General features: G+C 61.1%; 19 protein-coding genes and 1 tRNA gene. 3 read left to right on the forward strand and 17 right to left on the reverse strand.

Annotated features, from left to right (window positions below; genetic code table 11):
* The gene (gene istB, locus H2O75_RS05695) at positions 1-705 is read left to right on the forward strand and encodes an IS21-like element helper ATPase IstB (RefSeq protein WP_182169460.1); all 705 of its coding nucleotides are present in this window, start codon (positions 1-3) and stop codon (positions 703-705) included.
* 696 nt (positions 706-1,401) lie between these two features.
* On the opposite strand, the gene H2O75_RS05700 is transcribed toward istB, so the two are convergent.
* From H2O75_RS05700 to H2O75_RS05720, 5 genes are all read right to left on the reverse strand, one after another.
* Positions 1,402-3,678 carry an nSTAND3 domain-containing NTPase gene (locus tag H2O75_RS05700; protein ID WP_182169463.1) on the reverse strand — a complete coding sequence of 759 codons (2,277 nt, stop codon included), beginning with the start codon at positions 3,676-3,678 and terminating at the stop codon, positions 1,402-1,404.
* A gap of 19 nt (positions 3,679-3,697) precedes the next feature.
* Positions 3,698-7,567 carry a YobI family P-loop NTPase gene (locus tag H2O75_RS05705; RefSeq protein ID WP_182169466.1) on the reverse strand — a complete coding sequence of 1,290 codons (3,870 nt, stop codon included), beginning with the start codon at positions 7,565-7,567 and terminating at the stop codon, positions 3,698-3,700.
* 124 nt (positions 7,568-7,691) lie between these two features.
* Positions 7,692-8,285: an RloB family protein gene (locus tag H2O75_RS05710; RefSeq protein ID WP_182169469.1), complete on the reverse strand. Its 594-nt coding sequence runs from the start codon at positions 8,283-8,285 to the stop codon at positions 7,692-7,694.
* The gene (locus tag H2O75_RS05715; protein ID WP_182169472.1) at positions 8,285-9,631 is read right to left on the reverse strand and encodes an AAA family ATPase; all 1,347 of its coding nucleotides are present in this window, start codon (positions 9,629-9,631) and stop codon (positions 8,285-8,287) included. Before H2O75_RS05715 ends, H2O75_RS05710 begins: the two co-directional genes overlap by 1 nt.
* 247 nt (positions 9,632-9,878) lie before the next feature.
* Positions 9,879-10,061, reverse strand: coding sequence for a site-specific integrase (locus H2O75_RS05720; protein WP_220462702.1), 183 nt, complete (start codon positions 10,059-10,061; stop codon positions 9,879-9,881).
* 67 nt (positions 10,062-10,128) lie between these two features.
* Between H2O75_RS05720 and H2O75_RS05725 the strand changes: the two genes are divergently transcribed.
* The gene (locus H2O75_RS05725; protein ID WP_259365333.1) at positions 10,129-10,818 is read left to right on the forward strand and encodes a DDE-type integrase/transposase/recombinase; all 690 of its coding nucleotides are present in this window, start codon (positions 10,129-10,131) and stop codon (positions 10,816-10,818) included.
* Between the two features lie 34 nt (positions 10,819-10,852).
* On the opposite strand, the gene H2O75_RS05730 is transcribed toward H2O75_RS05725, so the two are convergent.
* The 12 genes from H2O75_RS05730 to H2O75_RS05785 all read right to left on the reverse strand — a co-directional run bounded on the left by H2O75_RS05730 (position 10,853) and on the right by H2O75_RS05785 (position 22,442).
* Positions 10,853-12,075 (reverse strand): IS3 family transposase gene (locus H2O75_RS05730; RefSeq protein ID WP_182169478.1). Its coding sequence is split into 2 segments (ribosomal slippage): positions 10,853-11,790 and positions 11,790-12,075, totalling 1,224 coding nucleotides; the frame shifts between segments, so codons are not numbered across the junction.
* Positions 12,076-13,526: 1,451 nt separating this feature from the next.
* Positions 13,527-13,600 (reverse strand) — tRNA-Pro (locus H2O75_RS05735).
* Positions 13,601-13,685: 85 nt separating this feature from the next.
* Positions 13,686-14,450, reverse strand: coding sequence for a dimethylarginine dimethylaminohydrolase family protein (locus H2O75_RS05740; protein WP_182169481.1), 765 nt, complete (start codon positions 14,448-14,450; stop codon positions 13,686-13,688).
* Entirely contained in the window at positions 14,450-15,886 is a 1,437-nt protein-coding gene (gene der / locus H2O75_RS05745; protein ID WP_182169484.1) for a ribosome biogenesis GTPase Der, read from the reverse strand. The genes H2O75_RS05740 and der overlap by 1 nt, the downstream gene beginning before the upstream one ends.
* The gene (cmk, locus tag H2O75_RS05750) at positions 15,883-16,575 is read right to left on the reverse strand and encodes a (d)CMP kinase (RefSeq protein WP_182169487.1); all 693 of its coding nucleotides are present in this window, start codon (positions 16,573-16,575) and stop codon (positions 15,883-15,885) included. Before cmk ends, der begins: the two co-directional genes overlap by 4 nt.
* Positions 16,575-17,654 (reverse strand): prephenate dehydrogenase, encoded by a 1,080-nt coding sequence (locus tag H2O75_RS05755; RefSeq protein WP_182169490.1) that lies wholly within the window; start codon positions 17,652-17,654, stop codon positions 16,575-16,577. The genes cmk and H2O75_RS05755 overlap by 1 nt, the downstream gene beginning before the upstream one ends.
* Positions 17,651-18,379, reverse strand: a complete 729-nt coding sequence (locus H2O75_RS05760; protein WP_182169493.1) for a pseudouridine synthase — start codon at positions 18,377-18,379, stop codon at positions 17,651-17,653. Before H2O75_RS05760 ends, H2O75_RS05755 begins: the two co-directional genes overlap by 4 nt.
* Positions 18,376-18,945, reverse strand: a complete 570-nt coding sequence (scpB, locus tag H2O75_RS05765) for an SMC-Scp complex subunit ScpB (RefSeq protein WP_182169496.1) — start codon at positions 18,943-18,945, stop codon at positions 18,376-18,378. The genes H2O75_RS05760 and scpB overlap by 4 nt, the downstream gene beginning before the upstream one ends.
* Positions 18,933-19,700: a segregation and condensation protein A gene (locus tag H2O75_RS05770; RefSeq protein WP_182169499.1), complete on the reverse strand. Its 768-nt coding sequence runs from the start codon at positions 19,698-19,700 to the stop codon at positions 18,933-18,935. The genes scpB and H2O75_RS05770 overlap by 13 nt, the downstream gene beginning before the upstream one ends.
* Positions 19,700-20,560, reverse strand: a complete 861-nt coding sequence (locus tag H2O75_RS05775; RefSeq protein ID WP_259365188.1) for a ParA family protein — start codon at positions 20,558-20,560, stop codon at positions 19,700-19,702. Before H2O75_RS05775 ends, H2O75_RS05770 begins: the two co-directional genes overlap by 1 nt.
* 17 nt (positions 20,561-20,577) lie before the next feature.
* Positions 20,578-21,489 (reverse strand): site-specific tyrosine recombinase XerD, encoded by a 912-nt coding sequence (gene xerD, locus H2O75_RS05780; protein WP_182169502.1) that lies wholly within the window; start codon positions 21,487-21,489, stop codon positions 20,578-20,580.
* A complete protein-coding gene (locus H2O75_RS05785; RefSeq protein WP_204736371.1) occupies positions 21,486-22,442 on the reverse strand; it encodes a heme o synthase in 957 nt (318 codons plus the stop codon). The genes xerD and H2O75_RS05785 overlap by 4 nt, the downstream gene beginning before the upstream one ends.
* A 218-nt stretch (positions 22,443-22,660) precedes the next feature.
* Here H2O75_RS05785 and tkt point away from each other — a divergent pair, with 218 nt between their 5' ends.
* Positions 22,661-24,745: a transketolase gene (gene tkt / locus H2O75_RS05790; protein WP_204736370.1), complete on the forward strand. Its 2,085-nt coding sequence runs from the start codon at positions 22,661-22,663 to the stop codon at positions 24,743-24,745.
* Positions 24,746-24,747: the final 2 nt, after the last annotated feature.

Consider the following 24,747-nt stretch of genomic DNA (forward strand, 5'->3'; position numbering starts at 1 on the left):
ATGGACCAGGCCATAGCCCAAGAGCTGACACTGACCCAGACCCTGGAAAAGCTCTTCGCGATCGAACTCAGCGCTCAAGAAGCACGGCAATTAGCTGGCAGGTTCCGGTTTGCCAACATCCCCTCCGGGCTCACCCTGGACGCGTTCGATGTCGACTATGCTTCCGGCATCGACCGCAACCTCCTCCACGAGCTCGGAACGTGCAGGTTCATCCACAATGCCACCAACGTCTTACTCGTGGGTCCGCCCGGAGCGGGTAAAACCCATATCGCTGCAGGCCTTGGGCACGCGGCAGTCACGGCCGGGTACCGGGTCTACTTCACCACCGCCGCTGACCTCGCAGCACGCTGCCACCGGGCCGCGATCGAGGGTAAATGGTCAACAATGATGAGATTCTTCGCCGGCCCCTCACTCCTCATCATCGATGAACTCGGCTACCTCCCACTGCCCGCAGAAGCCGCCTCCGCGCTCTTCCAGGTCATCAATCAACGCTACCTAAAAACCTCGATCATCCTGACAACAAACCGGCCCGTCGGCGCGTGGGGAGAGATCCTGGGCGACACTACCGTCGCAGCCGCAATGCTCGACCGACTCCTCCACAGATCCGTCGTCATCACTCTCGATGGTCCGTCCTACCGCCTCCGTCACCACACCGACCAAGCCGACGAACTCAGACGAGCCACCACCGGCATCAACATACGCTAATCTGAGACCGCGGCCTGGGGAATTTCAATGAGCACAACCGGGGAAAACCAATGAGCGCCATCAGCACTTTGCTCTGGTCGAACGCGTCCCGGACTCGCTCGACCAGAGCACCCCATCCGGCTTCGATGCAAACGTCGGGCGCTCGTAGCAGTTCGAGGAGGGCGATCTCTTTCGGGGTGAGCGTTGCCCGTTCTCTGTTTCGCCTCGAGTGCTGCGTCACGCCCACGATCGGGTCCGTCGGCCAGAGAGTTGCGACATGAAATAACGCCGGGATCTGAGTCGTCACACCCCACTCACGTGCAGCGGAGTACCCCGTCGGTCCGCTGCCGATCTCACCGAGCACTTCCCAAGCGACTTCGTCCACGCGGGGATGCGTCATGCCGTACCGAGTCTTCACTCCCCGGTAGTACAGGCCCCTGCGAATGGGAAGAATCTCGCCGCTCCGTGCGGCCCGCGAGGCAGCTTGGCGTGCGGCAGTTGCGGTGCCCGGGAGGCGGTTGACATGTATCCGGGGCGCTTCGGATCGCTGCCACTGGGGACGTCCTACTCGTGTCACGCAACACTATCTATAACGTGACAGCAGAAGAACTGAGAGCTTGCCTGTTGAGAGCGCGGATCGCGAGTCTTCGTTCTTGCTCTGGGGCGATCTGGGCCTCCTGTCCTATCACTATCTGGACCGGCATTCAGGAGTGACAATCAATGCCCTACGTGGACATCGTCGAACTGGTCTCGCCGGGTCGGGGACGTCGCGGGATGCTTGGTTGGGGCAAAGGACTCGCTGGTCTTGGGCTCAAAGCTCTCTTCGGCTTGAGCGACTTTAACTTCGATATCACTGAGTGCTTCGTTTAGGCGCCCGGTGTCCCGCATGTCCTCCTCAAAGGCCTCGAGGTATGCGGTGACCGTTTCGCGTGCGTGTTCGTATCGTTCAGCTGGACCTACATCGTCGAGATACCCGTCAGCAGATTCGTCGATCAAGTAATCGATCAGAGGTAGTGCTTCGTTGGCGAACCTGTCGAGAAGCGCTTGCCGTTCGGCCGGTGTGAAGAGCTCCACGATGTCGGAGTCAAGCCATGTGGCTTCAAAGTCTTCAACTGCTTGACGCTCAAGGAGCTCTACCGCACGTTCGCGCAAACCCTGCGGAAGTACCTGTGCGGTGTGCAGTCGCGCCAGCAGTGTAGGCCGCCAGGAAGCGCTCCTGTAGGACTCAAACTTGAGGAGTCCGGGTAGCATGTCTGCGTTGCTCGAAGCCCACAGGCTCAAAAAATCATCAGAAGCTCTATGGTTCAGAAACGATGCGAGCGGGCTGTACCAGGTGTCGTTTGCTAATGCGGGGGCGAGCGGTGTCCTTGCGACAACGTCTGGGTAGAGGTGCGCTGGGATTGTGATCAGTGTGCCTGCTTCGGTCCCTCCGCAATCCACCTGTTTGACAAGTTCATCGTCAGTGAGTCCGCTCAGAACGATGTGCACCACATTCGGGTCATCTGCGATCGAAGCTGCGAAGCCTTCCCGGACCGTCGGGTGCCGGAAGCGCCACTTTGCACCACCGTGTGCATCAGTTGGCAACATCAAGAAGGTCTCGTTGAGATGTCCGAGAGCCCGCATGACCTCCGGTGTTGTAGCTCCCAGTTGAGTGACCGTCTCCGCCTGCTGGTCGGATAGTTTGACTGGAGAAGGTAACCCGTCACCCGAGAGGTAGACGCAGGCCAATGCCGCTCGAGCGGCCGGTTCGAGCTGATTGAGTACATCGGTCAAGAAGTCGAGCGGGTGCTGAACGTAGTCAAGCAGCTGTCCGCCGTACTGGATCCGGCTTGTGAATGCCTTGCGCCCCAGGCGTCTAGCAATCTCTGGCTGGAATGCTCGCGAAGCAGCGACGCTCTGCAAGTAAGGCCGCCAGTTCTTTAGGACGCCCTCGGGCTGGTCCCCGGCTCGTAGATGGTTGTAGAGAATCTGGCGACGTTCCTCTTCCGAAAGCTGCTCCACATCGACCACCACAGCTTGCTCGCGAAGTAGCGGGTAGGTGTAGTCCTTCAGGTGACGGCGCGCTTCACGGTAGATGTAGTCACGGCTGGTCAGGATGACTTTTGCTCCGCTACTGATGGCTGTCATCACTTGGTCGAGACGCCGCGACCATTGATCAGTCAGCTGCTGATCGTGTTGGATCGCCCCGAAGGCATCGTCGACCCAGAAGAGCTGGTCGGGCTCGTGTGGGTTCCAAGACTCGATGAGTTCCGCGGCTGAGTCGACTCTGCGCACACCGCAGCCCCACTCGTCCAGTGCGGCAGCCGACAGTGTGGCGGCGATGGTGGATTTCCCTGCTGCGGGCGCTCCGAGCAGGATCGTGAACCCCTGATTGGCCAGTGCGTCCGCTGCTTGTCGATAGGCGGCTGTGGGAACAAATGTCGAGAGGTCTTGTCCGAGGTTGGCCAGTAGCACTTCGGCCTGCGCAAGTCGTCGCTCATCAAGGATCTGGCTGAGGTCGCCCAGCCCGTAGACCCGTGGGACATACCTGCGTAGAACCGGTCGTGTGGCGATCTGCTGGCAGATCCAGTTTCCGTCGAGGACCATCGCCTGATCGATTCCTCGATCAGCAAGTTCAGAGCGAAGCCAGGCTTCGGTGTCGCCTGACACTCGAAGATTGGTCATCAAGATGTAGGCATCGCAATGGCCTTCAGCGTGCAGCTTTTCAGCCTTCACCAACTCATCTTTAAGGCCGCTGGGAGGCAGTGTTCCGACGCCAGAGGCGCTGAACTTGCACTGTGCCACCACTGCTGCCGCATCAGTCAAGCTGCTCGGGAGGGTCGCGGTCGAGTCAAGGTTCCCTGCCAGCCAGCCACCGTAAAACGCGCCGTCGCGGCCGCCGTCGTTGCTATCGGCGAAGGTATGGAAGGTTTGCCCCAGCGCGTGTTGCAGGACGACCGCGCTGAGATCTTGGAACGCACGCCATCCGAGCTTGTGTAGGTCGTAGCTGATCATGTTGGAAATTCGGAACCTGCTACTTGACGCGCCTGATACGGAGCATGCCGTCGGCTTTGGTTGGGAGACGTCGTACGATGCCGAGTTTCTCCAGAGTGGACAAGAAGCTGTGGTGTTCAACAGTAGGAGTGAACTTCGGGGATGCGAAAGCCATATCGACGATTGCTGCGTACTTGCCGCCCAAGGTCCTGAGAGTCGCAGCCGGGTCAGCAGCGAATGCGTTCTGAGCCTCGGTCGTGTTCAGCAGTGCAACCAGGCTTGCTCGCGAAGCACCGGCCATTGCGAGCGCGTGAATTTCATTGAGACCGAGGCCGATGCTTCGCTCGCTGAAGAATGTCGCGATTGCATTGGCATTCTGCTTTGCCTGCGTTGTGGTCAGAAGGCTGCTGAGATAGTCACCGACATAGGCCCGCACGTTGACATCAATCGCTTCGCTCGCCAAGAAGGCGGTGACGTCGTTGGGGCTGACGAGCTCGCCAATCTCGGAAGCGTCAGGGGCGGGTTGTTTCACAAGCAGAGCTTCTCTGACGCTCCAGTCAATTGCGGTGTCGGCTGTAGCTCGAAGCTCGTCCAGTTCTCCCCACTCCTCATTGATCAGGCGCACCGACACCGATGGTGTGGCTGTCAGCCAGGCAGCTGCGGGGATCTCAAAGTGCTCCTGTAGTTGATCGACGAGGTCGCTCACTACGTCGTCTGTCAGGAGTTCTGGGAAGGTCTCGGTGGCGAGGAGTACGGACGATACGAATGCGGAAAGGTCCGTGTCATCGCTGATTTTTGGCCGGGGCTCGTCGTGGAGTGCGGTGGCGATGCCTTCGGTCACCGTGCCGCTGGTGTTGAACCGTGCCAGCAAGTTGGAGGTTGAGGCTTCCGCGCGATGCTCGAGGAGTAGTACTTCCTGCACAATCTGTGCGTTCTGCGTGATGTCCAGCACACGTATGGACGGCAGTGCGTTGTGCGCTACGGCCCGGAGTTGCAGCTCCTCGTCTTCGCCAAGCTCCGCTAGTAGGTCCTCCAAGATCTCTGCCAGCGCCATGGGCGTTTCGGCACTCGGCGTCTCGTCGCCCGTCTCTTGAGCTTCGAGCAGCTCGAGGTAGTCCGCGATGCGTGGCAACGTGGAGTTGTAACCGGTTGGTGAAGTCTTCAGCTGCTCCAAGCTGACCCATGTGGGCTCTTCGCGCCCAACGATGACATTCAGATTCGCGACGGTCATCGCGAACAGTCCCTGTTCGACGAAGAGGTCGCGGGCTGAGACGGAAAGTGGCTCGAGGTCGTCGATCGCGGTCTTCAACAGAACCAGATGCGACGCAGCAGTAGTTCTCTCTGGTGAGTCTCGACGAAGGGAACCAAACCGGTGATGGTTTTGCTGCGCGTAGAGTCGCACCCCCTCGTCGCCTGCTACAGAGCGTGAGAACTGCTCGCTTTGAGATCCCGCCAGGGCTGCCTCGAAGAGACTGGCCTTGCGGTCGTCCGAGAGGGATTGATCGTTGATAATCGTGCGAATCACTTCGCTTGTGAGGCTTGCGAGATAGGCGATCGCGTCCCCTAGCGCAGCGTTATTCGTTTGGCTCCCGTATCTGCTGAAGAAGTCGCGGATGAAGGCTTCGTCGTCGTTAGTCCAGCTCCGAAGCTGCGCGATCACGCGGCGCGACTCTTGCGGAGCATGGACAAGGAGGTAGTTGAGGACATGGATGTTGACCATGCCCGAGCGTTCGAGCACGAGAGGCGTGCGATCTTCGAGAACTTCCTTGATCGCACGCCCGGATACTGGCGCAAGCGGGGCACGTCCGGGCTGCTCGATCGAAGCCTGAATGAAGTTCTGTGCCTCGACTCCGAGGAACTGCCCATCAAAGTGAGCGCTAAGGAGTGCGAAGTTCTGGGTCAGGTGGCCCGATGCGATGAGATCAGCGGCGAGCCCCTCGCCGACCTCAGCAGTAACAATCTGTGAAAAGGACAACGCGTGCTCCGGCCTGCGACCCTCGGGCCACGCATCTGAGACGGCGCTCAGCACGAATTGCGGGAGCTCCCACAACCGGTGCCAGGTTGCCGATTCCAGCGATTCGCGATCTGCTTCTAGACGCTTACGTTCCTCGGCAGCGAGCGGGACGGCCGTCGACTCCGCGAAAGACAACGACACCGAGAAAGCCGATTCAATAGCCTTCCTGTCAAGTTCCTTCCCCTGGTTAAAGAAAATCGTTTCGCCTGCCGCGACCCTCCTCCATAGGTCCAGGTCGCTGAGTTGTTCGAGCGTTAAAGGCCGGTAGCTAATCGTGTGGTACGACCGGACGGCCTGTTCAAAGAAAAGACCGAGAGCCTTAGTCCTGTTCAGAACCAGTTCTGCGAGAGCAGCAGCCTGATCGCGTTGGGCCTCTTCAGAGGGATGGCTAAGCCGGAGGTTGATGCACTTTAAATTCTCAAGAACCAGTGCCTGGCTCAGTCGTAGCACAGTGTGGAGCTTGCTCTTTCCGAGACGGATTAGTTCGAAGTCGGCGACTTCGAGATTCTTGTAGAGGACCAGGGCGAGGAGTCGATCGGGGGTGAGCTCTTCGGGGTGGAGTCCTGGTTGCAGCAGGCGGTCTCTGTACATCGCAAATTCATTGCGGATGTTTCGGATCTGTCGTTGATCAGGAAAGTACTGAGCGATCCTCCGAACGAGGCCTTGGGAAGGCCGACCTTCTACTCGGGCGCGCTCCTCTGCGCCTGGTTCTGCTTCCGCAGGCCCGTTGAGCGGAACGCCAGCGAGCAGCTCGAGTTCTTTCTTGAGGGCTCCTCTGGCGTTCTGCTCAGTGACGAACGGGACGACAGGAACGATCAGGTCGAAGAACTTTGTTCGGGTGAAAGCGTCGTGTTGCACGTCTCCGGTGGCTTGGACGGTCTTGGCCAGGAGGGAGTCGCGGATCGCGTACACGAAAATGATGGGTCCGTGATGAAACCCTTTGGGAATCTTCTCCAAGTTTTCAAGTTCATCGAAATTGAGTTTCTCGGCCTTCTTCCACGGTCTGCGCTTCAGGAAGCGATTCCACAAGCTACCCGTCTTACCGTGGAGTCGTTCCGCGTTCAGTTGTGCTGAGTGGTTGAGCAGAACGTTGAGTGCGCGCAGGTCTTCGAAGACTTCGACGTTGTCGAAGCGGTCCATGTCTTCAAGGACGAGGATGCGTGTCTTCGAGACTTGGAAGAAATAGACGATCTCGTCAAGATAGTCGTCGAAGTAGCTGCCGCTTTTGTCTGCGAGTGTGAGCTTGGCCGGTCCGGCTGCGAGGTCGCTGATCGCAAGGCGGCCGTTCGTGATTCGCAGGAGGAGCAGGGCGACGAGCGCGACGCCCACAAGGGTCGGAATGTAGAGTTCAGGACGCCAAGTCAGCGTCGAGTCTTGCTGAAGAGACGCCACAACCAACGTGATGATCCATTGAACCGCGACACCGGCCGCCCCTGCTAGCAGTGCCCAGCCAAGGCTTTTGAACCACCGGAACTTGCTGGTCCTAGGAAATCGCGAGGCAGGCATTTTGGAAGGGTCAACGACGTAAAGGATCTGCTTGACGATCTCCTTCTGCAAGTCACTGGCCGAGGGCTCCGCGACTTCCTTGTCTGCCGAGCTCTCAGTGGAGGACCGCACGGTCGCAAGGGATACCTGAATCGTCTGGTCTGGGTATCTGTCCGTGAGTCCTTGGAGGATGCTGCTCTTTCCTGCACCGTAAGGCCCAGACAAGGCAATGTTCGTCGCCTGACGTGCTTCGATTCCTTCAAGGAGTGCACGAAGGTATCCCGCGTGCACGGATGGCACGTAATGCGGAGCCAGATCTTGAAGCGGTTGCCACTTTAAACGCGGTGACGTAGCGGCTTCAGTTGTCGTAGGCGTCTCGTTCGACATTGAATCGCCAGACTCGTTCAGCATTGGAGTCCCTCCCCGCACAGCCTCACTCGCTCTGCTGTAATCTCGCCGCCACCGACGTACACGGCACATCGGGGAAGTTCCAGATCGCAGGATGCCTGCGGGGTGTGGCTAGTCATATCCGCGTTCACACCCCTTGCATGAGATCCACAAGGATAGGCATGGATGAGGATGGATCTGGTCCTTTGCGCCCTGGTCGCATCTCAGGGTCGACGGCCCGAGCCGTCTTGCACGCGTCATGCACCTGGTGGAACGGGAAGGACTGCGAGAGCATCTTCCCCTTGACGAGCCCCAGCCTCGTGACGAGTTCGTCGAGCTGTGCCGAGGACAAGGCTGAGCGCTTGTCCTCGGCGTGCCATCGCAGCCAGGCCTCGAACTTGAGGTTCGAAATCAGCAGCCGGATCTCCTCTTGTTCAGCGAGCTGAATAGCCGCAAGCAACGTCTGGTGTTCATCGACGTCGACCAGGCACACGCAGTCGTCGTACCCTTTGTCGTTCTGAGCCGCTTCGTTCCTCTTTTCAACGCACTTCTGCACGACTTTCAGCGGGTCCTTGCCCACCGAAACGGGCTTCACGATAGCCGTCGCGCCCTTGCTTCGCAGGTAGCGGTTCAATCCCTCAACATATTGGGGCTCGGTGCGGGTGCCTTCGGTGACGACAAGGATGCGACGCGCAGGTTGTCGATGAGGCCTGCCGCGACGTCCACGCTGTGCGCCCGCCACTAGTCTTGCGCCTCTCCGGTGTCGACAAGGGCCGCAAACTGGCTCGGTGAAAGCCGCGGGGTTCCGCCGTATCTTCCCGTGAGGTATCGCTTCGCGACGTTAGCATCTGGGTGCTTAGGGAAGTCAGACAGGCAAGTCAGCTCGGTCACTCCCTCGTTCGTTTTGTCGGTCAGCCAAATCTGTTCCGGCTCGAGGCGAACCTCGCTCAGCGGCGAAAGCACATACGACTCATGGCTGGTGAAGATCAGCTGTGCGTGATGTGTGTTGACGAGTGGGTCTGCGAACGCGCCGAGGAGCACCTCGAGCAGGTGAGGGTGAAGACTCGCGTCGATCTCATCTACCAGGAACAGTCCTCCACGGCGTAGCGCTTCGAGTGCGGGTACTGCAATCGCGAGCCACGCGATAGTTCCATCGCTCTCCTCGTTGATAGAGAAGGGTGGGCAGTCGTCAGCGGTCCCGCGGTGAGTGAAGAGGAGATGTCTTACGACCTGCTCGAGTTCATCGTCCGCCAGGTCCTCCTGGCTCTCTGCTTCCTCGGACTCACTTTCGTCGTCTGCGTCGTGATCTTTCTCTTCACGCAGGTCACGTTCGAATCGACGGAGCGCCAGGCGGATTCTCTCTGGGATGTTCGTTTCCTCGATACTGACGTTCAAGACACCGATGTCCGCGACTTGCAGCAGTGCTTCGAGGTCTCCGAAAGTGATATCTCCATCTGCCAACGAGTCTGCGAGGCTCGCCAAGCGCGCTTCTCGGTGAGAGTCCTTGACCAAAACGATGTCGAAGCTTTCAACCAAGTCGTGAGCGAAGGGGTGCAGCGATGAGTCTTTCAGCAGAAGCGCACGGCTAAGAACGAGTTCTCGGGGTGTTACCTCGATCTTGGTGCGAAGGCTCGGATGGAACGTGAGCACATTCTCTTCCCGATCGCGCTCTAGCAGGGTGCGCCAACGCGAGCTGGGGACATCGCGCAGCCACTCTCGTTTGATCCCGTCTTGATCGACCTCGAAGCCGTATGCGTAGCGGCGTCCATTGTGGACAAGGTCAAGTTCGTAGAGGCTCGTTGACGTCCGGGAGTTCCCGTCAAGTTTGAACGGTGCTCGCCGCATGGTCTTCGCCTCCTGCCATACGGTGGCAGATTGCCTGATCGCAGTGAAGGCATAGCGGAACGCATCCAGAACAGCAGACTTGCCGGTCGCGTTGCCTCCAAAGATCCCAGCGAGCGGATAGCTCACAGCACCCCAGTCGCCCTCCTTGGGCTGGAGGGTCTTCAGCGCAGGGCGCGTGAGATCAACAGCGACCTCGTCGCGGATGCTCTTATGGTTGCGCACGGTGAAGCTCAGAAGGATCATGCAGCAACACTAGCACTGAGAGCGCCTTAATGCGCGTTTTTCGAGCAAACTGGAGCTCTTAGCTTATGATCGGCGAACTTAGTGCCTTGACGCAGGTCCGCTCACAGCCGGTTGCTTGCCACGTTTGCAACCCGTTGGACTTGCTACGGCTGCCCCGTCCTGCCGAGGCTTCCTCCTAACTCTCTACAGATGGCACCCACCTGTAGAGAGTTAGGAGGAAGGAGAGCCTGGTGCCTCCCGGTCGCGCTCAGCTTGCCCTCCCGAGCGCCTGCTCGAGGAACTTGGCGGTAACCGGGTTCACGGTTTCGTTGCGGCGGATGTAGTGCTCTCGCGTGATCGTGGGATCGCTATGTCCAAGAAGCTCTGATGCGAGCTGTAGCCCCCCGATCTCGTTGATCGCGGTCGCTGCGGTTCGACGTGTCGGTGGCAATTGAAAAGTGAGCAGTTTCGGCAATTGAAAAGTGAGCACTTCGTTAATGATGTGGAGTGTGATTTCAATGCAGGATTGGGAGAAGATCCGGGTGCTTGCCCGGGAGGGTGTACCGAAGGCTCGTATTGCCGTGGAGCTTGGTATCTCGCGTAATACGGTGGATCGGGCGGTGAAGTCCGATCACGTGCCGCGTTATGTCCGCAAGACGATACCGACGAAGTTTGGGGAGTACGAGGCTCGGGTGCGATGGCTGTTGGAGGAGTGTCCAACGATGCCGACCTCGGTGATCGGTGAGCGGGTGGGCTGGCCCTATGCTGAGCGCACATTGCGACATCATGTGGCACGGATCCGTCCGGAATATGCGCCACGACGCCTGGACCCAGCTGACCGGTTGGTGTGGGAAATCGGGGACGTGGCCCAGTGTGATCTGTGGTTCCCTGATGTCGATATCCCGATCGGGGGCGGCAAGGTGGCACGCTTGCCTGTCCTGACGATGGTGTTGGCTTGGTCGAAGTATCCTGTAGCTCTGATGATCCCTACTCGTCGTCGCCCAGATTTGCTGTTAGGCATGTGGGAGGCGATCTCCACCTTTGGTCGGGTGCCTCGGCGATTGTTGTGGGACAACGAGGCAGGAATCGGCAGACACGGAAAAATCGGGCGCGAAGTTGCCGAGTTCTGTGGAACCCTCGGTGTCAAACTCGTGCAAGCCAAGCCCTATGATCCAGAGACCAAGGGAATAGTTGAACGGTTTAACTGATTCGGCCTGGGTTTAGTTCCGACCGTTTTTCCTGTCACCGGACTGGTGTCAGGCGGGATTCTTGTTCAGTGTAGTAGGCGGTCTCGACCTCGAGCGGGCTGCGGTAGCCAAGTTCACCGTGGAGGCGTTTGTTGTTCCACCACCACACGTATTCCAGGGTTGCCAGCTCAACTTCTTCCACGGTCTTCCACGGCCCGCGCTGACGAATCAGTTCGGCCTTGTAGAGAGCATTAACCGATTCAGCCATCGCGTTGTCAAAACTATCGCCGACGGTCCCGGTAGAGGGCTTGGCGCCGAGTTCATTGACCCTGCTGGTGTAGACCAGGGACATGTAGTTCGAGCCGTGATCGCTATGATGGATCACTCCATCAAGGTCACCGTCGTTTTGCCAGGCAGCCATCTCCAAAGCTTGCAGTGGCAGCACGTCAGCTTTCAATGTCGAGGCAACATTCCAGCCGGCGATACGACGAGCGAAGACGTCGATGATGAAAGAGACGTAGGCGAACCCGGACCAGGTGGCGACATAGGTGATGTCGCAGACCCACAATTGGTTAGGTCGGTCAGCTACAAACCGGCGCTCCACCAGGTCCCCGGGCAGCGCTAAGCCGGAATCAGGGATCGTGGTGAAAGCCTTCTTCGACCTGCGAATACCTTCAACGTCGGCGAGTTTCATGAGCCTGTGGGTCTGATCGCGGCCGATGTCCCAGCCCTGTCGTTTCAGGAGCGCATGCATCTTGCGGCGTCCGTAGACGCTGTAATGCTCTTTGTGCAGGCGCTGGATCTCTGGAATCAGCAGCTCGTCTTTCAGCTGACGGGCTGACGGGGGCCGGCTCTTCGCGGCACGGTATCCACGGGAGGTGATAAATCCACGGACTGCTCCACGAAGCGTGGCGCAGAGGAACTCAACTCCGAAACGATCACGATAAGTATCGATGAAAGCGATCATTTCGTCCGTGGCCGGTCGAGTTCCTTCGCGAAAAATATACTCGCAGCTTTAAGCACCTCGTTAGCCTTGCGCAGCTCAGCGTTCTCACGCTCCAGTCGTTTATTCTCTGCGGCTAAGTCGGTCGTCACGCCGGGCCTTTTACCTTGGTCGACTTCGGCCTGCCGGTGCCAGGTTCGCAGGGCCTCTGCGCCTACCCCGAGCAGGTCCGCGACATGACGGACCGCGGCTGTGCGAGTGGGGTGATCGGGAAGAGCCTCGGAAACCATCCGCACCGCACGCTGCTTCAGTTCGGGGTCATACTTTCTGGGCATAGTGTTCCTATTCTGCTATAAAGCTCGGAACTAAACCCAGGCCGAATCAAAGATAGGAAATTGGCAACGCTGAACATTGGTGTGTGCCCACAGCTTCAAAGCAACAGCGCGGCTTTGGCCAGTTATCTCCACATCAGGATGAGCGATTGATAACCGAGGAGATTCCCGCGAGGTGGTGCGCCCGGTGTGTGCTGTGTGCCCGTCAGTCACGTGGGTCCGACTGGTGGCTATCACGATGACAGCGAACCGTCCCAGGTGGATCCGGGCAATGAGGACCACGCGGTCATGTTCGGCCACGATCGCGGGCACGGGCTATAGCACCCAAAAGCGTTGGGAGCGCCAGCTGAAGCTGCGTCCGGCTCCTGGCAGGTCTCGTCAACGTTGACGGGAAGCCATGAAGATCAGGAGCTCTGCAAGATCTTCAACGTCCGCGTTGAGCTGCCTGGATTGTCCCGCAGAGGAAACAGCGGTCATGCTGACACTCGGTGTCGGTCTATCCGTACCCTGTCACCTGCCGCTGACCGGGTCGTCAAGAAGACATGCTCACGCCCTCATCACGCACCTCCAAACCTGCTCTTACGGTCGAGAGAGAGGTCAACGCGAAAGCAATATTTGATAGCCATCAATGACATTGATGCCATTGATCACCAACTGCAGAACAGAGTTGATAGTTGTCCAACCGCCCCAAACCACAGCCACACATTGGCATAAGAGCCGCTACGAGCGACGTTCGCGAACATCATGAATCTCATGATCACACCGAAAGAGCCGATCACCAGCAAAAACGAAGCGACCTCTGAGCTTGCAATGACCTGTGAGCCGAATAGTCCACCCCTCCAAAGAGAAAAGCCAGTAGGCATCTCGTTTTCGGTGAGTATCCGCTTACCGCCCTGTCGGGCTGGCGGTGACTGGTTGCAGGGCAATGGACTCTACTGTCGTACGACATCGGGATAGCATGGTGCACCGGAACACCTCTAGAGACCAGGATTTGGCCTTGAACGAGCAGTTACTCGTGATAAAGGGTGGACGTACCTCTTTCGGAGCTCTCTTAAACCAGTTGGACATCATCCAGAAGGATGGTCAACTTCACCGACCCCACAGGTGTCTGCCGCACCGATCCACCCCGAAGGCAGCCTATCGAGCCGCGATCAACGCCTCCCACCAGGAGACCCCGAAACGATCCCCACGGCCGCGTCCGCCGCGACATGACCCTGATCTTGCGAGTCCATGGCCGCACCGAACCTATGCCCACATCATCATGCTCGTCAGCGACATAGCGGTCATCATCATCCAGCCCACCAAGTCGTTGCATCCTGTGGTTCGAATCTATTTGCCCAACGACAAACCATGAATGTCGCTCGTTGACGTTCTGCTATCGGATTTTCGTTGGTATCACCGAAAACGAAAACGCTGGCATCTCGTTTTCGTTGAGATACCAGCGTTCTGTTCTGTCGGGCTGGCGGGATTTGAACCCACGACCCCTTGACCCCCAGTCAAGTGCGCTACCAAACTGCGCCACAGCCCGTTCGCTTTTGCGACTTCTCAAGGTTAGCCCACTCGGTCGTGGAATCGCCAATCAGAGACGCCGTTTTCAGCGTGGTTCACGCCACTTACTGGCGGATCCGAATGGAGAGGCAGGTGACGCAGCCTTCCGTCTTCTCAAACTCGGTCATCGGTGTCGTGTACACGTCGAAGCCGTCGGCTTTCAGCATGTCAGCCGTTTCCGGTGCGGAGGCTGAGAGCAGGACCTTGTTGTCTCCGAGAAGAACGACTTGGGAGCCTTCGAACTCGGGAGCCCTGCGGTAGCCCGGGAAATAGGACTCCGGCGGAGCATACTTCGGGTGCGCGAGGAAAGTTCCGTCCGGCAGGGCTGTGATGGCGGACTTGAGATGGAGAGCATGCTGAACCGGGACGGGGATGACCGTCGGAGCATAGTCCGCCAGTGCCTTCTCCAGCCACTGGACGCCCTCCAGATCGGACCGTGTGGACAAACCAACCCAGATCGTGTCATCGAACTTGAGGATGTCCCCGCCCTCTAGATATGACCAGTCGGCCAGTCTCTTGATCTCAAGCCCCAAGCCCTTGAGCGTTTCCTCAACCGCTGCGTGCTCAGGCTGGCGGGAGGGGTAGCGGAGCTTCGTCATGACGGCGGTGTTGCCGTAGACGAATGCCGTGTCCTCGATGTAGACCGAGTCCGCGTACTCCGGCGCGGGTTCGACTTCGATAACCTCGGCGTGGTCCCGCAGGATGTCGCAGTAGTCCTCCCACTGCGCCAGAGCAAGATCCGGGTCCGTCTCCGACCGTGTGAGGTGGGTGAGGAGGCCGTTCTGGTGCTGGGGTGAGGGGCGTCGTACGAGTGCTTTCAGGAGCTTCATCAGTTCCTCTTCCTTCGTTCGCGAACACGGACCGAGATCTCGATCGGCGTGCCCGTGAAGTCGAAGGCTTCCCGCAGACGATTCTCGATGAAACGACGATAGCCGTGATCGATGAAGCCTGTCGTGAAAATGACGAAACGCGGGGGGCACGCGCTCGGCTGGGTTGCGAACAGGATCCTCGGCTGCTTGCCGCCGCGGACGGGATGGGGATGAGCGGAGGCGAGTTCCCCGAGGAAGTTGTTGAGCTTCGCGGTGGTGATGCGACGATGCCAATTCTCGTAGGCCACGTTCATGGCGCTCGAGAGCCTGTTCGTGTGCCAGCCGGTCAGCGCCGAGAGGTTGACGCGCTGCGCCCAGCTCAGCTGGACCAGCTCTCGCTCGAGTTCTCGGTTGAATTCCTTCTGGCGATCGACATCGACCAGGTCCCACTTGTTGGCGATAATGACGAGCGATCGACCAGCATCGACCACCTGCTGGATGACTCGCACGTCCTGCTCCGTGAGCGGCTCCGAGGCGTCGAGGAGGACGAGCCCGAGATCCGCCTTCTCGATCGCGTTCTGCGTGCGCAGGGAGGCATAGAAGTCGGCGCCTGACGTCTGGTGGACGCGGCGGCGGATGCCGGCCGTGTCGACGAAGGTCCAGGCTTCGCCATCGAGCTCGATGAACTCATCAACCGGGTCGCGCGTCGTGCCCGCAACCTCGTTGACGACGACCCTGTCCTCACCGGCGAGACGGTTCAGCAGGGAAGACTTGCCGACGTTGGGGCGGCCCACGAGGGCGACGCGGCGGTTGCCGAGGTCGAAGCCGCGTCCGCCGGTTTGTGAATGCTCCGGCAGGATCGCCATGACACGATCGAGCAGGTCGCCCGAGGCCCGGCCGTGGAGCGCCGACACGGCTACTGGTTCGCCGAGTCCAAGCGCCCACAGGTAGGCAGCATCAGCTTCCTGGATCTGGGAGTCGACCTTGTTGGCGACAAGGATGACGGGTTTTCCGGAGGACCGCAGCAGCTTGACGACCTCTTCATCGGTCGAGGTCACACCCACCGTCGCATCGACGACGAACAGCACGGCGTCCGCCTCGTTGATCGCCACTTCCGCCTGGCGCGCCACGGACAGGTCGAGACCCTCGACCTTCACTTCCCAGCCCCCGGTATCGACCACGGTGAAGTCGCGGCCGTTCCATGACGCCTCGTAGCGCACACGGTCCCTCGTCACGCCGGGAGTGTCCTGCACGACCGCGACGCGTTTGCCGAGAATGCGGTTGATCAGTGTTGATTTGCCGACGTTGGGGCGGCCGACGATCGCCAGGACGGGCGGGGTGGGGCGATCGGCTGGCTTGGGAGCACCCTCCTGCCATTCCAGCTCGGCGAGGTCTTCCTCTGTCAGATCGTATTGTTCGAGCGCACTGCGCAGCGCTTCGGTCCTGTCATCGGTCACGTGAGCCTCCCGGCCAGATTGGTAATGGTGTCAACGACGTCGTCGATCGACATCGTTGACGAGTCAATGGTGAAGACCCCATCCGAGGCCTCCATGAACTTCGTGACGGCGGAATCCTGACGGTCTCGTTCTGACACGATACCGCGAGTCTTCTCGATCGTCTCAGCATCGGCCGTGCCGACGAGCTCTCGGGCCCGCCGTGCGAGCCGAGCCTCCTCGGATGCTGTGAGGAGAATGCGAACATCCGCCTCGGGCCGGACGACTGTCGTGATGTCGCGCCCTTCGGCGACAATACCGCGACCGTGCGAGAACGAGTCCGGGCTCTGCTCTGCATCGATGATGTCCCGCTGCATGCCGATGAGGATGTCCCGCACCGGATAGTAGGAGGACACGGTCGATACGACGCGCGACAGTTCCGGGGTGCGGATCGTGTCGGTGATATCGATCCCGTCGCAGATGATGGTCTGGTCGTCCGGATCGATCGGGACCATGAGCGGCATCGCCGACACGCAGGCCACGACCGCGTCCTCGTCCGCCAGGTCGACGTCCTGGGAGAGAACCCACCAGGTGGCTGCGCGGTACATGGCGCCCGTGTCGAGGTAGCCGAGGCTGTGCCGGCGTGCGAGCTCTTTCGAGACGGTCGACTTGCCCGACCCGGACGGCCCGTCAATGCCGATGGTGATTCCCACTAGTTTTCCTCCATCTCTACGGACGCGATCGTCCACCCGCGCTCCTCCAGACCATCAGCCAAAGGCTGGGCCTGGGACGGGTTCACACTGAGCGCCGCACGGCCGACAGGCTGCGCGGGTGAATGCTCGAGCGTCAAGTCTTCAATGTTGACCCCGATCTCTCCCGTTTCCGTGAAGAGCCTGCCGAGTTCTCCCGGCTTGTCGGGTACGAGCACGGTCACCGTCGCATATCTGACGGGCGCGCCGCCGTGCTTGCCGGGGATGCGGGAGGCGCCGATGTTGCCATCGCTGACGATCTTCGCAACATGTGCCACCCCGGCGTAGGATCGATCCGCTGCCATCGAATCGACGCCCTCGATGAGGTAGTCGAGTCGATCGCGGATCTCCTTCAAGATCGTGGCCACGGAACTCGAGTTCCCGGCAATGATCGTGGCCCACAGCTTCGGGTCGGAGTTGGCGATCCGTGTGACATCCCGGAGCCCTTGTCCCGCAAGGTCGAGGCTGAGCGGAGGGGCAGAGACGAGCGTCGTGGCCGTCAGCGACGACATGAGCTGGGGGACGTGGGAGACTCTGGCGACCGCACTGTCGTGCGATTGTGCACTCATCTCGACCGGAAAGGCGCCGACTTCCATGGCGATCTGTTTGACGAGCGCAACCGCGTCCGGACGCGATGATTCGTGCGCCACCACAACCCAGGGCCGTCCGATGAAGAGGTCGCCGTCGGCTGCGATCGCACCGGATCGTTCCCGGCCCGCCATGGGATGCGATCCGACGTAGCGGTCCCTCCCCTCCCCGACCTCGTCGAGGACAATCGCCTTGACGGAGGCGACATCTGTGACGATCGCGCGGGGGAACTCATCGAGGGACCTGTTGATGGTCATCGCGGCCACGTCCGGCGGGGTCGCGACGATCACCAGATCGGGATCCGGTGACTGTGGTGTCACTTCCCGGCCGGCACCGAGATCCTGCGCGAGAGCAGCCGTCATGGGAGACGCGTCGTCGAGCTGGATGTCGTGCTTGCCGAGAGCGAGACCGAGGGACGTGCCGAGGAGGCCTGTCCCGATGATGCGGATGATCACAGATCAACCGATTTCATGAGCGCTCCCAGCTCGGAGCCTCGGATCAGGCGGGAACGGCCGGGCTTGATCCTGCCGATCGAGATCGTGCCGAACTGGGTGCGGACGAGACGGACGACGGGGAAGCCTGCGGCCTCGAACATACGGCGGACGACCCGGTTGGCACCGGAGTGGAGCGTGATTTCGACGATGGAGTTCGGCAATCCCATCTCGATGATCTTCACCCGGTCCGCCTTGACGAGACCCTCGTCGAGGTTGACGCCGTTCTCGAGCGTCCGCTGCAGGCTCCTGTTGACCTGGCCCTCCACGGTCGCGACGTATGTCTTGGGGATCTCGTACGAGGGATGGGTGAGACGGTGGGTGAGCTCCCCGTCGTTCGACAGGAGGATGAGGCCCTCGGTCTCCTGATCGAGGCGGCCCACATGGTAGAGGCGCTCAGTACGGTCCTCGATGAACTGGGCCAGTGACGGCCTCCCCATCTCGTCCTCCATCGTCGACACGACGCCCGCAGGCTTGTGCAGCGCCATCGTCACCTTCGATTCGTCGAAGATGATCCGTTCGCCGTCGACGCGGATGATCTGTTCGGGTGTGACGCGTGTGCCGAGACGCGTGACGGTCCGCCCGTCGATAGAGACACGACCGGACTCGATGATCTCCTCGCAGGTGCGACGAGATCCCACTCCGGCGTGAGCCATGACCTTCTGCAGCCGCTCGCCTTGTTCACTCATTGTCGATCCTTTTCTATATCATCGAGCTCGTCGAGCTCGGGAAGGTGCGGGGCCGTCGGCGGCAGGTCCGCAAGCGACGTCATCCCCATTTTCTCTAGGAATAATCCAGTTGTACTATACAGAACCGCGCCGGATGCTTCGTGACCCGACGGTTCGATGAGGCCCCTCGTGACGAGGGTGCGGACCACACCATCGACGTTGACGCCGCGAATCTCCGCGATCTGCGATCGTGAGACAGGCTGCCGGTAGGCGATGACTGCGAGGGTTTCGAGGGCCGGTCCGGAGAGTCTCGTGCTCTGCCCCCACGTGACGAAGTGGGCCACGATATCGGAGTAGCGCGGGGACGAGTAGATCCGCCACCCATGCCCTGCCTCGCGCAGCTCGAAGCCGCGCTGCACACCGTTCTCGCCGCGGTAGTCGGCGCTCAATGCACGAAGTTCGCGATCGATGACGGATTCGGCGACGCCGAGGACGTCGCTGAGATGACGGGCGCTGACCGGTTCGGGTGCGACCATGAGGATCGCTTCGAGAGCCTCCCGGAGATCAGGGTCGGCTACGCCGTCCATGTGACCTCCAGTTCTGCTAACGCTTCATCTTGCCGCACGGCAACCGCTTCTTGCCGCAGCAGGTCGAGGATCGCGAGGAAGCGTGCCACAACGGTGGCCACCGTCGGTGCATCCTCGCAGAGCTCCCCAAAAGAGACTGACCTGCCGCCAGCCAACTTTACCCTGAGCACGTCGATCTGGGACTCGACTGAGACGAGCGGCGCATGAAGATGGGACAGGCCGATCTCCGGTTCGGTGGCATCCCGCTCCATGATCTGCCGAGCCAGCTCCGCCAGGCCCTCGGGGGTGATGTGGAGGTCGACGTCCGGCATCAGCCCCGCATACTCCCCCTCGAGGGGAACATCCCTGGCAACCGCACGTGCCGTCTCAGCCATCGTCCGGGACACGATCGCGGCCAGATCCTTGTAGGCCTTGTATTGGAGCAGCTTCGCGAACAGCAGGTCGCGGGCCTCCAGCAGCTCCAGATCCTCCTCATCGTCATCCGTCGACGGCAGGAGCCGCGAGGCCTTGAGAGCAAGGAGCGTCGAGGCGATGACGAGGAACTCGCTGGCCTGCGACAGGTCCATCTCCGCCCGGGCCCTGGCGTGGACGAGGAACTCGTCCGTCACCTCGGCGAGGGCGATATCAGTGACGTCGAGACGCCGCTTCGCGATCAGGGAGAGGAGAACATCGAAGGGCCCCGCGAAGACATCGAGAGAGACGTCGAACGCGAGCGTGCCCTCCGTCTCGAAGAGAGAGGCTTGACGCCCCTTCATTACGCGCTGTGGCCGCGGGCGATCACTTCGCGGGCCAGCCTCCGGTACGCGTGGGCGCCGGAATGGGTCGGTGCGTACGTCGTGATCGGTTCAGCCGCGATCGTCGCATCGGGAAACTTCACGGTCCGAGCGATCTTCGTGTCGAAGACCTGATCCCCGAAGCCCTCCTGGACGGAGGCGATGACCTCCCGGGCATGAAGGGTGCGATTGTCCACCATGGTGAGGAGGACGCCGTCGAGCCGCAGCTTCGGATTGAGACGCTCCGTGACGCGCTCGATCTGCTCCACGAGGAGCGCAACCCCCCTCATCGCGAAGAACTCCGCCTCGAGAGGAATGATGACACCGTGGGCCGCTGTCAGGGCGTTGACGGTGAGGAGGCCGAGAGACGGCTGGCAGTCGATGATGATGACATCGTACTCGTCGACGACGGGACGCAGGACCCTGGCGAGAGTCTGCTCCCTGCCGACTTCGGAGACGAGCTGAATCTCGGCAGCCGAGAGGTCGATGTTCGCGGGCACGATGTGCAGGCCATCAACCCCGGTCTCGTGGATGATGTCCCGAATATCGGGCTTAGCCGCGAGCAGTTCGGTGTAGATCGTCTGATCGAGGCCGCGAGCATTCACCCCGAGACCGGCAGAGGCCGCGCCCTGGGGGTCGAAGTCGATGAGGAGAACCCGGCGGCCGTACTCGGCAAGAGCCGCCGCGAGATTGATCGAGGTCGTCGTCTTCCCCACGCCGCCCTTCTGATTGCACATGGCGATGATGCGGGCGGGCCCGTGTCCGTCCAGTGCCGGAGGGTACGGGAAGTCATCGTCTGCCGGGACGCTGATGAGCGGCGGTTGCTTAGGGTTCTCGGTCACCCCTTTACAATAGCGAATTAGTCCCGTCTCCGTGCACGGGGGTGCGATGTCGCAAAGGTTTCCTTCAGTGTTTCGATCGTCACGGCAGTATAGATCTGCGTCGTGGTAACCGATGCGTGGCCGAGGAGCTCCTGGACGACCCTCACATCGGCTCCTCCCATGAGAAGGTGAGTCGCATAGGAATGCCGCAGGGTGTGCGGTGAGATGTGGTCGGCAAGGCCCGCCCTGTCACCCGCCTCCTGGAGGATCGCCCAGGCGGACTGGCGTGAGAGCGCACGCCCCAACTGGTTGAGGAAGAGCCTCGGTGTTCCCCGCCCCCGGGAGGCCAGCGCCGGCCTGGCCTGGACGAGATACCGATCGACGGAATCGATCGCGTACGAACCGAGCGGAACAACCCGCTCCTTCCGTCCCTTGCCGAAGAGCCGGACAGCTCTCCCCTCCCTGTCGATGTCGTCGATATCGAGGCCGAGAACTTCTGAGATACGGGCGCCGGTGCCGTACAACACCTCGAGGAGAGCGGCGTCTCGTGGACCGAGCGGCGGATCCTGCGCCGAGGCGGCCGCGATCAGGGACGCGACCTGGTCGATCGTCAACGGTTTCGGAAGCCTCTTGTCCTGCTTGGGAAGAGCAAGATCCCGGGCCGGGTTCCCCTCCGTCCAGCCCTCCCCGAGACAGAACTTGTGGAAGGACCGCACGGCGGTCAAGGTGCGTGCTGTCGAAGACCGTGCGAGGCCCGCCTGCGCCACGAAGTCCGCGAATCCCGCCGCGATATCGGGCGTGATCTCCGACAGGTCGCGGACGGTGACGGTGTCGAGATAGTCGGCATAGCGAGCCAGGTCGCGCGTATAAGCAACGAGAGTGTTCTCGGACAGGGAGCGCTCGACGGCTATCGAATTGAGGTATCCGGCGATAGCCGGGGAGATTCTCACACGAGGAACGGGTCGATCGCGACCGCGATGAAGAGAATGGACAGGTAGTAGATGGAGCCGTGGAAGACCTTCATCGCCTTCGGCTTGCCCAGCTCGGGGTTCTTCGCGTGGCGGTAGAGGTCGATGCAGGACCACATGAACCACGCGCCTGCCGCGATGGCGGCCGCAGAATAGAACCAACCCATGGGAGCGACCGGAATGAGGGCCAACGAGACCGCGACCGTGACTGCGCCATAGATGATGACCCGCTTCCCCACCGTCACGTCATCCGCAACGGCCCCCAGCATCGGCACACCGGCACGCCGATAGTCCTTCGCGAACTTCATCGACAGCGGCCAATAATGCGGCGGAGTCCAGAAGAAGATGACGAGGAAGAGGATGAGGGCGGGCCAATCGAGGCTGCCGGTCTGTGCCGCCCATGCGATCGGGACCGGCATGCACCCCGCCAAGCCGCCCCACACGATGTTCTGGTCCGTGCGGCGCTTGAGGATGATCGTGTACAGCACGACATAGAGGAGGATGGCGACGGCGGCGAGGAGTCCCGCAAGCCAGTTCGTCACGAGGACGAAGCCAGCGATCGAGATGATGCCGATGGTCGTAGCGAAGATCGTGGCCGCCCGGGGCGAGATCTCACCGGTCACGAGAGGCCGCTGCTTCGTCCGGTTCATCACCGCATCGATATCCCGATCGAGCACCATGTTGTAGGCGTTGGCGGAGCCGGATGCGAGATAACCGAAGACGATGCAGGCGATGAGGACCCGCCAGCTCGGCCATCCCCCCGCCGCAAGAATAACGGTGGGAATCGTCGTTGTGAGAAGAAGCTCAATAATCCGGGGTTTCGTCAGCGCAATGTAGGCGTTGACCGTCGACCTTTTCCCCTTGTGGGGATGCAGGGGCTCGGGAGCCTCCCGGGTCTGCGACGCCTCCAGGCTGGACGATGACCGCTGTCTCACACAAACCACCTTTTCGTGAACGCTGGTGACACACTCTATCGCACCATTATGTCCCATCGAACATGACTGGCGGGAAAATGTGGCGCACCCGGGCCGGTTCGACGGACGTTTTCCCGAAAGGGTCCACGGTGCGCGAAATTCACACGATCTCTGAGGGCGCCGCGCGGGGCGCAGACTAGACTGGTCCCAATAGCCCACATCAATAGCTAGGAGTCATAGTGGATTCTCATACCTTTACCTGGACCGAGCTCGATCAGCGAGCGGTCGACACGACCCGTGCGCTCGCTGCCGACGCAGTCCAGAAGGCCGGAAACGGCCACCCGGGCACCGCGATCTCTCTTGCACCCGCCGCATACGTTCTCTTCAACAAGGTGATGCGCCACGATCCTGCCGATCCCCGCTGGGCCGGCCGCGACCGCTTCGTCATGTCTGCGGGACACTCGTCACTGACTCACTACAACCAGCTGTTCCTCACCGGCTACGGCCTCGAGGTCGAGGACATCGCGTCCCTGCGCACGTGGGGTTCGAAGACTCCCGGCCACCCCGAATTCGGGCACACCGCCGGCGTCGAGGTGACGACCGGTCCTCTCGGCCAGGGCCTGTCCTCCGCCGTCGGCTTCGCCTACAGTGCACGCCGCGAGCACGGCCTGTTCGACCCGGAGACGCCGCTGGGCGAATCTCCCTTCGATCACTTCGTCTACGTCATCGCGGGCGATGGCTGCCTCCAGGAGGGCGTGACCTCCGAAGCATCCTCCCTCGCCGGCACCCAGCGCCTGGGCAACCTCATCCTCATCTGGGATGACAACCGCATCTCCATCGAGGACGACACGAACATCGCGTTCAACGAGGACGTTCTCGCCCGCTACGAGTCGTACGGCTGGCACACCCAGCACGTCGACTGGATGAACGGCGGAGAGTACAAGGAAGATCCCGAGGCGCTCTACAACGCGATCCTCGAGGCTCAGAAGGTGACCGACAAGCCGTCGATCATCCGCCTCTCCACCATCATCGCCTGGCCCGCCCCGACCGCGCAGGGCACGGGCGCCTCCCACGGCTCCGCTCTCGGCGCCGAGGAGATCAAGGGCCTCAAGGAGGCCATGGGTTTCGATCCGGAAAAGGACTTCCAGGTCGACGACGAGGTTCTGGCCTACACGCGTGAGAACGCTGCCGCTCGAGCATCGCAGGCCCGTGCGGCCTGGCAGCCGGGCTACGACGCGTGGCGCGAGACCGCCGGCGAACGCGCCGACCTGTTCGATCGTCTCCGCAAGGGTGAGCTTCCCGCGGGCTGGGAAGAGGCACTTCCCGTGTTCGGCTCCGAGAAGGCTCTCGCAACGCGTGCCGCCTCCGGTGCGGTGCTCAATGCTCTCGCTCCCGTGCTTCCGGAGCTGTGGGGCGGCTCCGCCGACCTCGCGGGCTCGAACAATACGACGATGAAGGGCGAGCCGTCCTTCCTCCCCGAAGATCGCCAGTCGGACATGTTCCAGGGCAACATCTTCGGCCGTACCCTCCACTTCGGTATCCGCGAGCACGCGATGGGAGCGATCGTCAACGGCATCGCCCTCCAGGGCACAACCCGCCCCTACGGCGGCACCTTCCTCGTCTTCTCGGATTACATGCGCGGCGCTGTCCGTCTCGCTGCCCTCATGGGTGCACCGTCGACCTTCGTGTGGACGCACGACTCGATCGGCGTCGGCGAAGACGGCCCCACCCACCAGCCCATCGAGCACCTGTGGGCTCTCCGCGCCATCCCCGGGCTCGACGTCGTCCGCCCGGCCGACGCGAATGAGACCGCCTACGCATGGCGCGGCATCCTCGAGCGCAACGACCGCCCCGCGGGCCTCATCCTGTCCCGTCAGGGCCTGCCCGTCTTCGACCGGGAGACGTTCAACAGTGCGGAAGGCGTCCTCAAGGGCGGCTACGTCCTGTCCGACTCCCCCACCGGCACCGTCGATGTCGTCCTGATCGCCACCGGCTCCGAAGTCCAGCTCGCTGTCGCGGCACAGGAAGAGCTCGCGAAGGAAGGCGTGGGTGCGCGCGTCGTCTCCATGCCGTCCCTCGAGTGGTTCGAGGAGCAGGATGAGGAATACCGCGCCTCCGTCATCCCCACCGACGTCAAGGCACGCGTCTCCGTCGAGGCCGGCTCCACGTTCGGATGGGCACGGATCGTCGGCGATCGCGGCCGCTCCGTCGGCATCGACCACTACGGAGCATCCGCCGATGGTGCGCTTCTCTTCGAGAAGTTCAACATCACGGCTGAGGCCGTCGTCGAGGCTGCTCGCGCTTCCCTTGCTTCCCAGGAGTGACC

Source organism: Flaviflexus equikiangi (genome assembly GCF_014069875.1).
Lineage (GTDB): Bacteria > Actinomycetota > Actinomycetes > Actinomycetales > Actinomycetaceae > Flaviflexus > Flaviflexus equikiangi.

Bases quoted from the DNA above. Each gene is read 5' to 3' on its own strand.
- istB (WP_182169460.1), top strand. From the start codon at position 1: ATGGACCAGGCCATAGCCCAAGAGCTGACACTGACCCAGACCCTGGAA.
- H2O75_RS05700 (WP_182169463.1), bottom strand. From the start codon at position 3,678: ATGATCAGCTACGACCTACACAAGCTCGGATGGCGTGCGTTCCAAGAT.
- H2O75_RS05705 (WP_182169466.1), bottom strand. From the start codon at position 7,567: ATGCTGAACGAGTCTGGCGATTCAATGTCGAACGAGACGCCTACGACA.
- H2O75_RS05715 (WP_182169472.1), bottom strand. From the start codon at position 9,631: ATGATCCTTCTGAGCTTCACCGTGCGCAACCATAAGAGCATCCGCGAC.
- H2O75_RS05725 (WP_259365333.1), top strand. From the start codon at position 10,129: ATGCAGGATTGGGAGAAGATCCGGGTGCTTGCCCGGGAGGGTGTACCG.
- H2O75_RS05740 (WP_182169481.1), bottom strand. From the start codon at position 14,450: ATGAAGCTCCTGAAAGCACTCGTACGACGCCCCTCACCCCAGCACCAG.
- H2O75_RS05760 (WP_182169493.1), bottom strand. From the start codon at position 18,379: ATGAGTGAACAAGGCGAGCGGCTGCAGAAGGTCATGGCTCACGCCGGA.
- scpB (WP_182169496.1), bottom strand. From the start codon at position 18,945: ATGGACGGCGTAGCCGACCCTGATCTCCGGGAGGCTCTCGAAGCGATC.
- H2O75_RS05770 (WP_182169499.1), bottom strand. From the start codon at position 19,700: ATGAAGGGGCGTCAAGCCTCTCTCTTCGAGACGGAGGGCACGCTCGCG.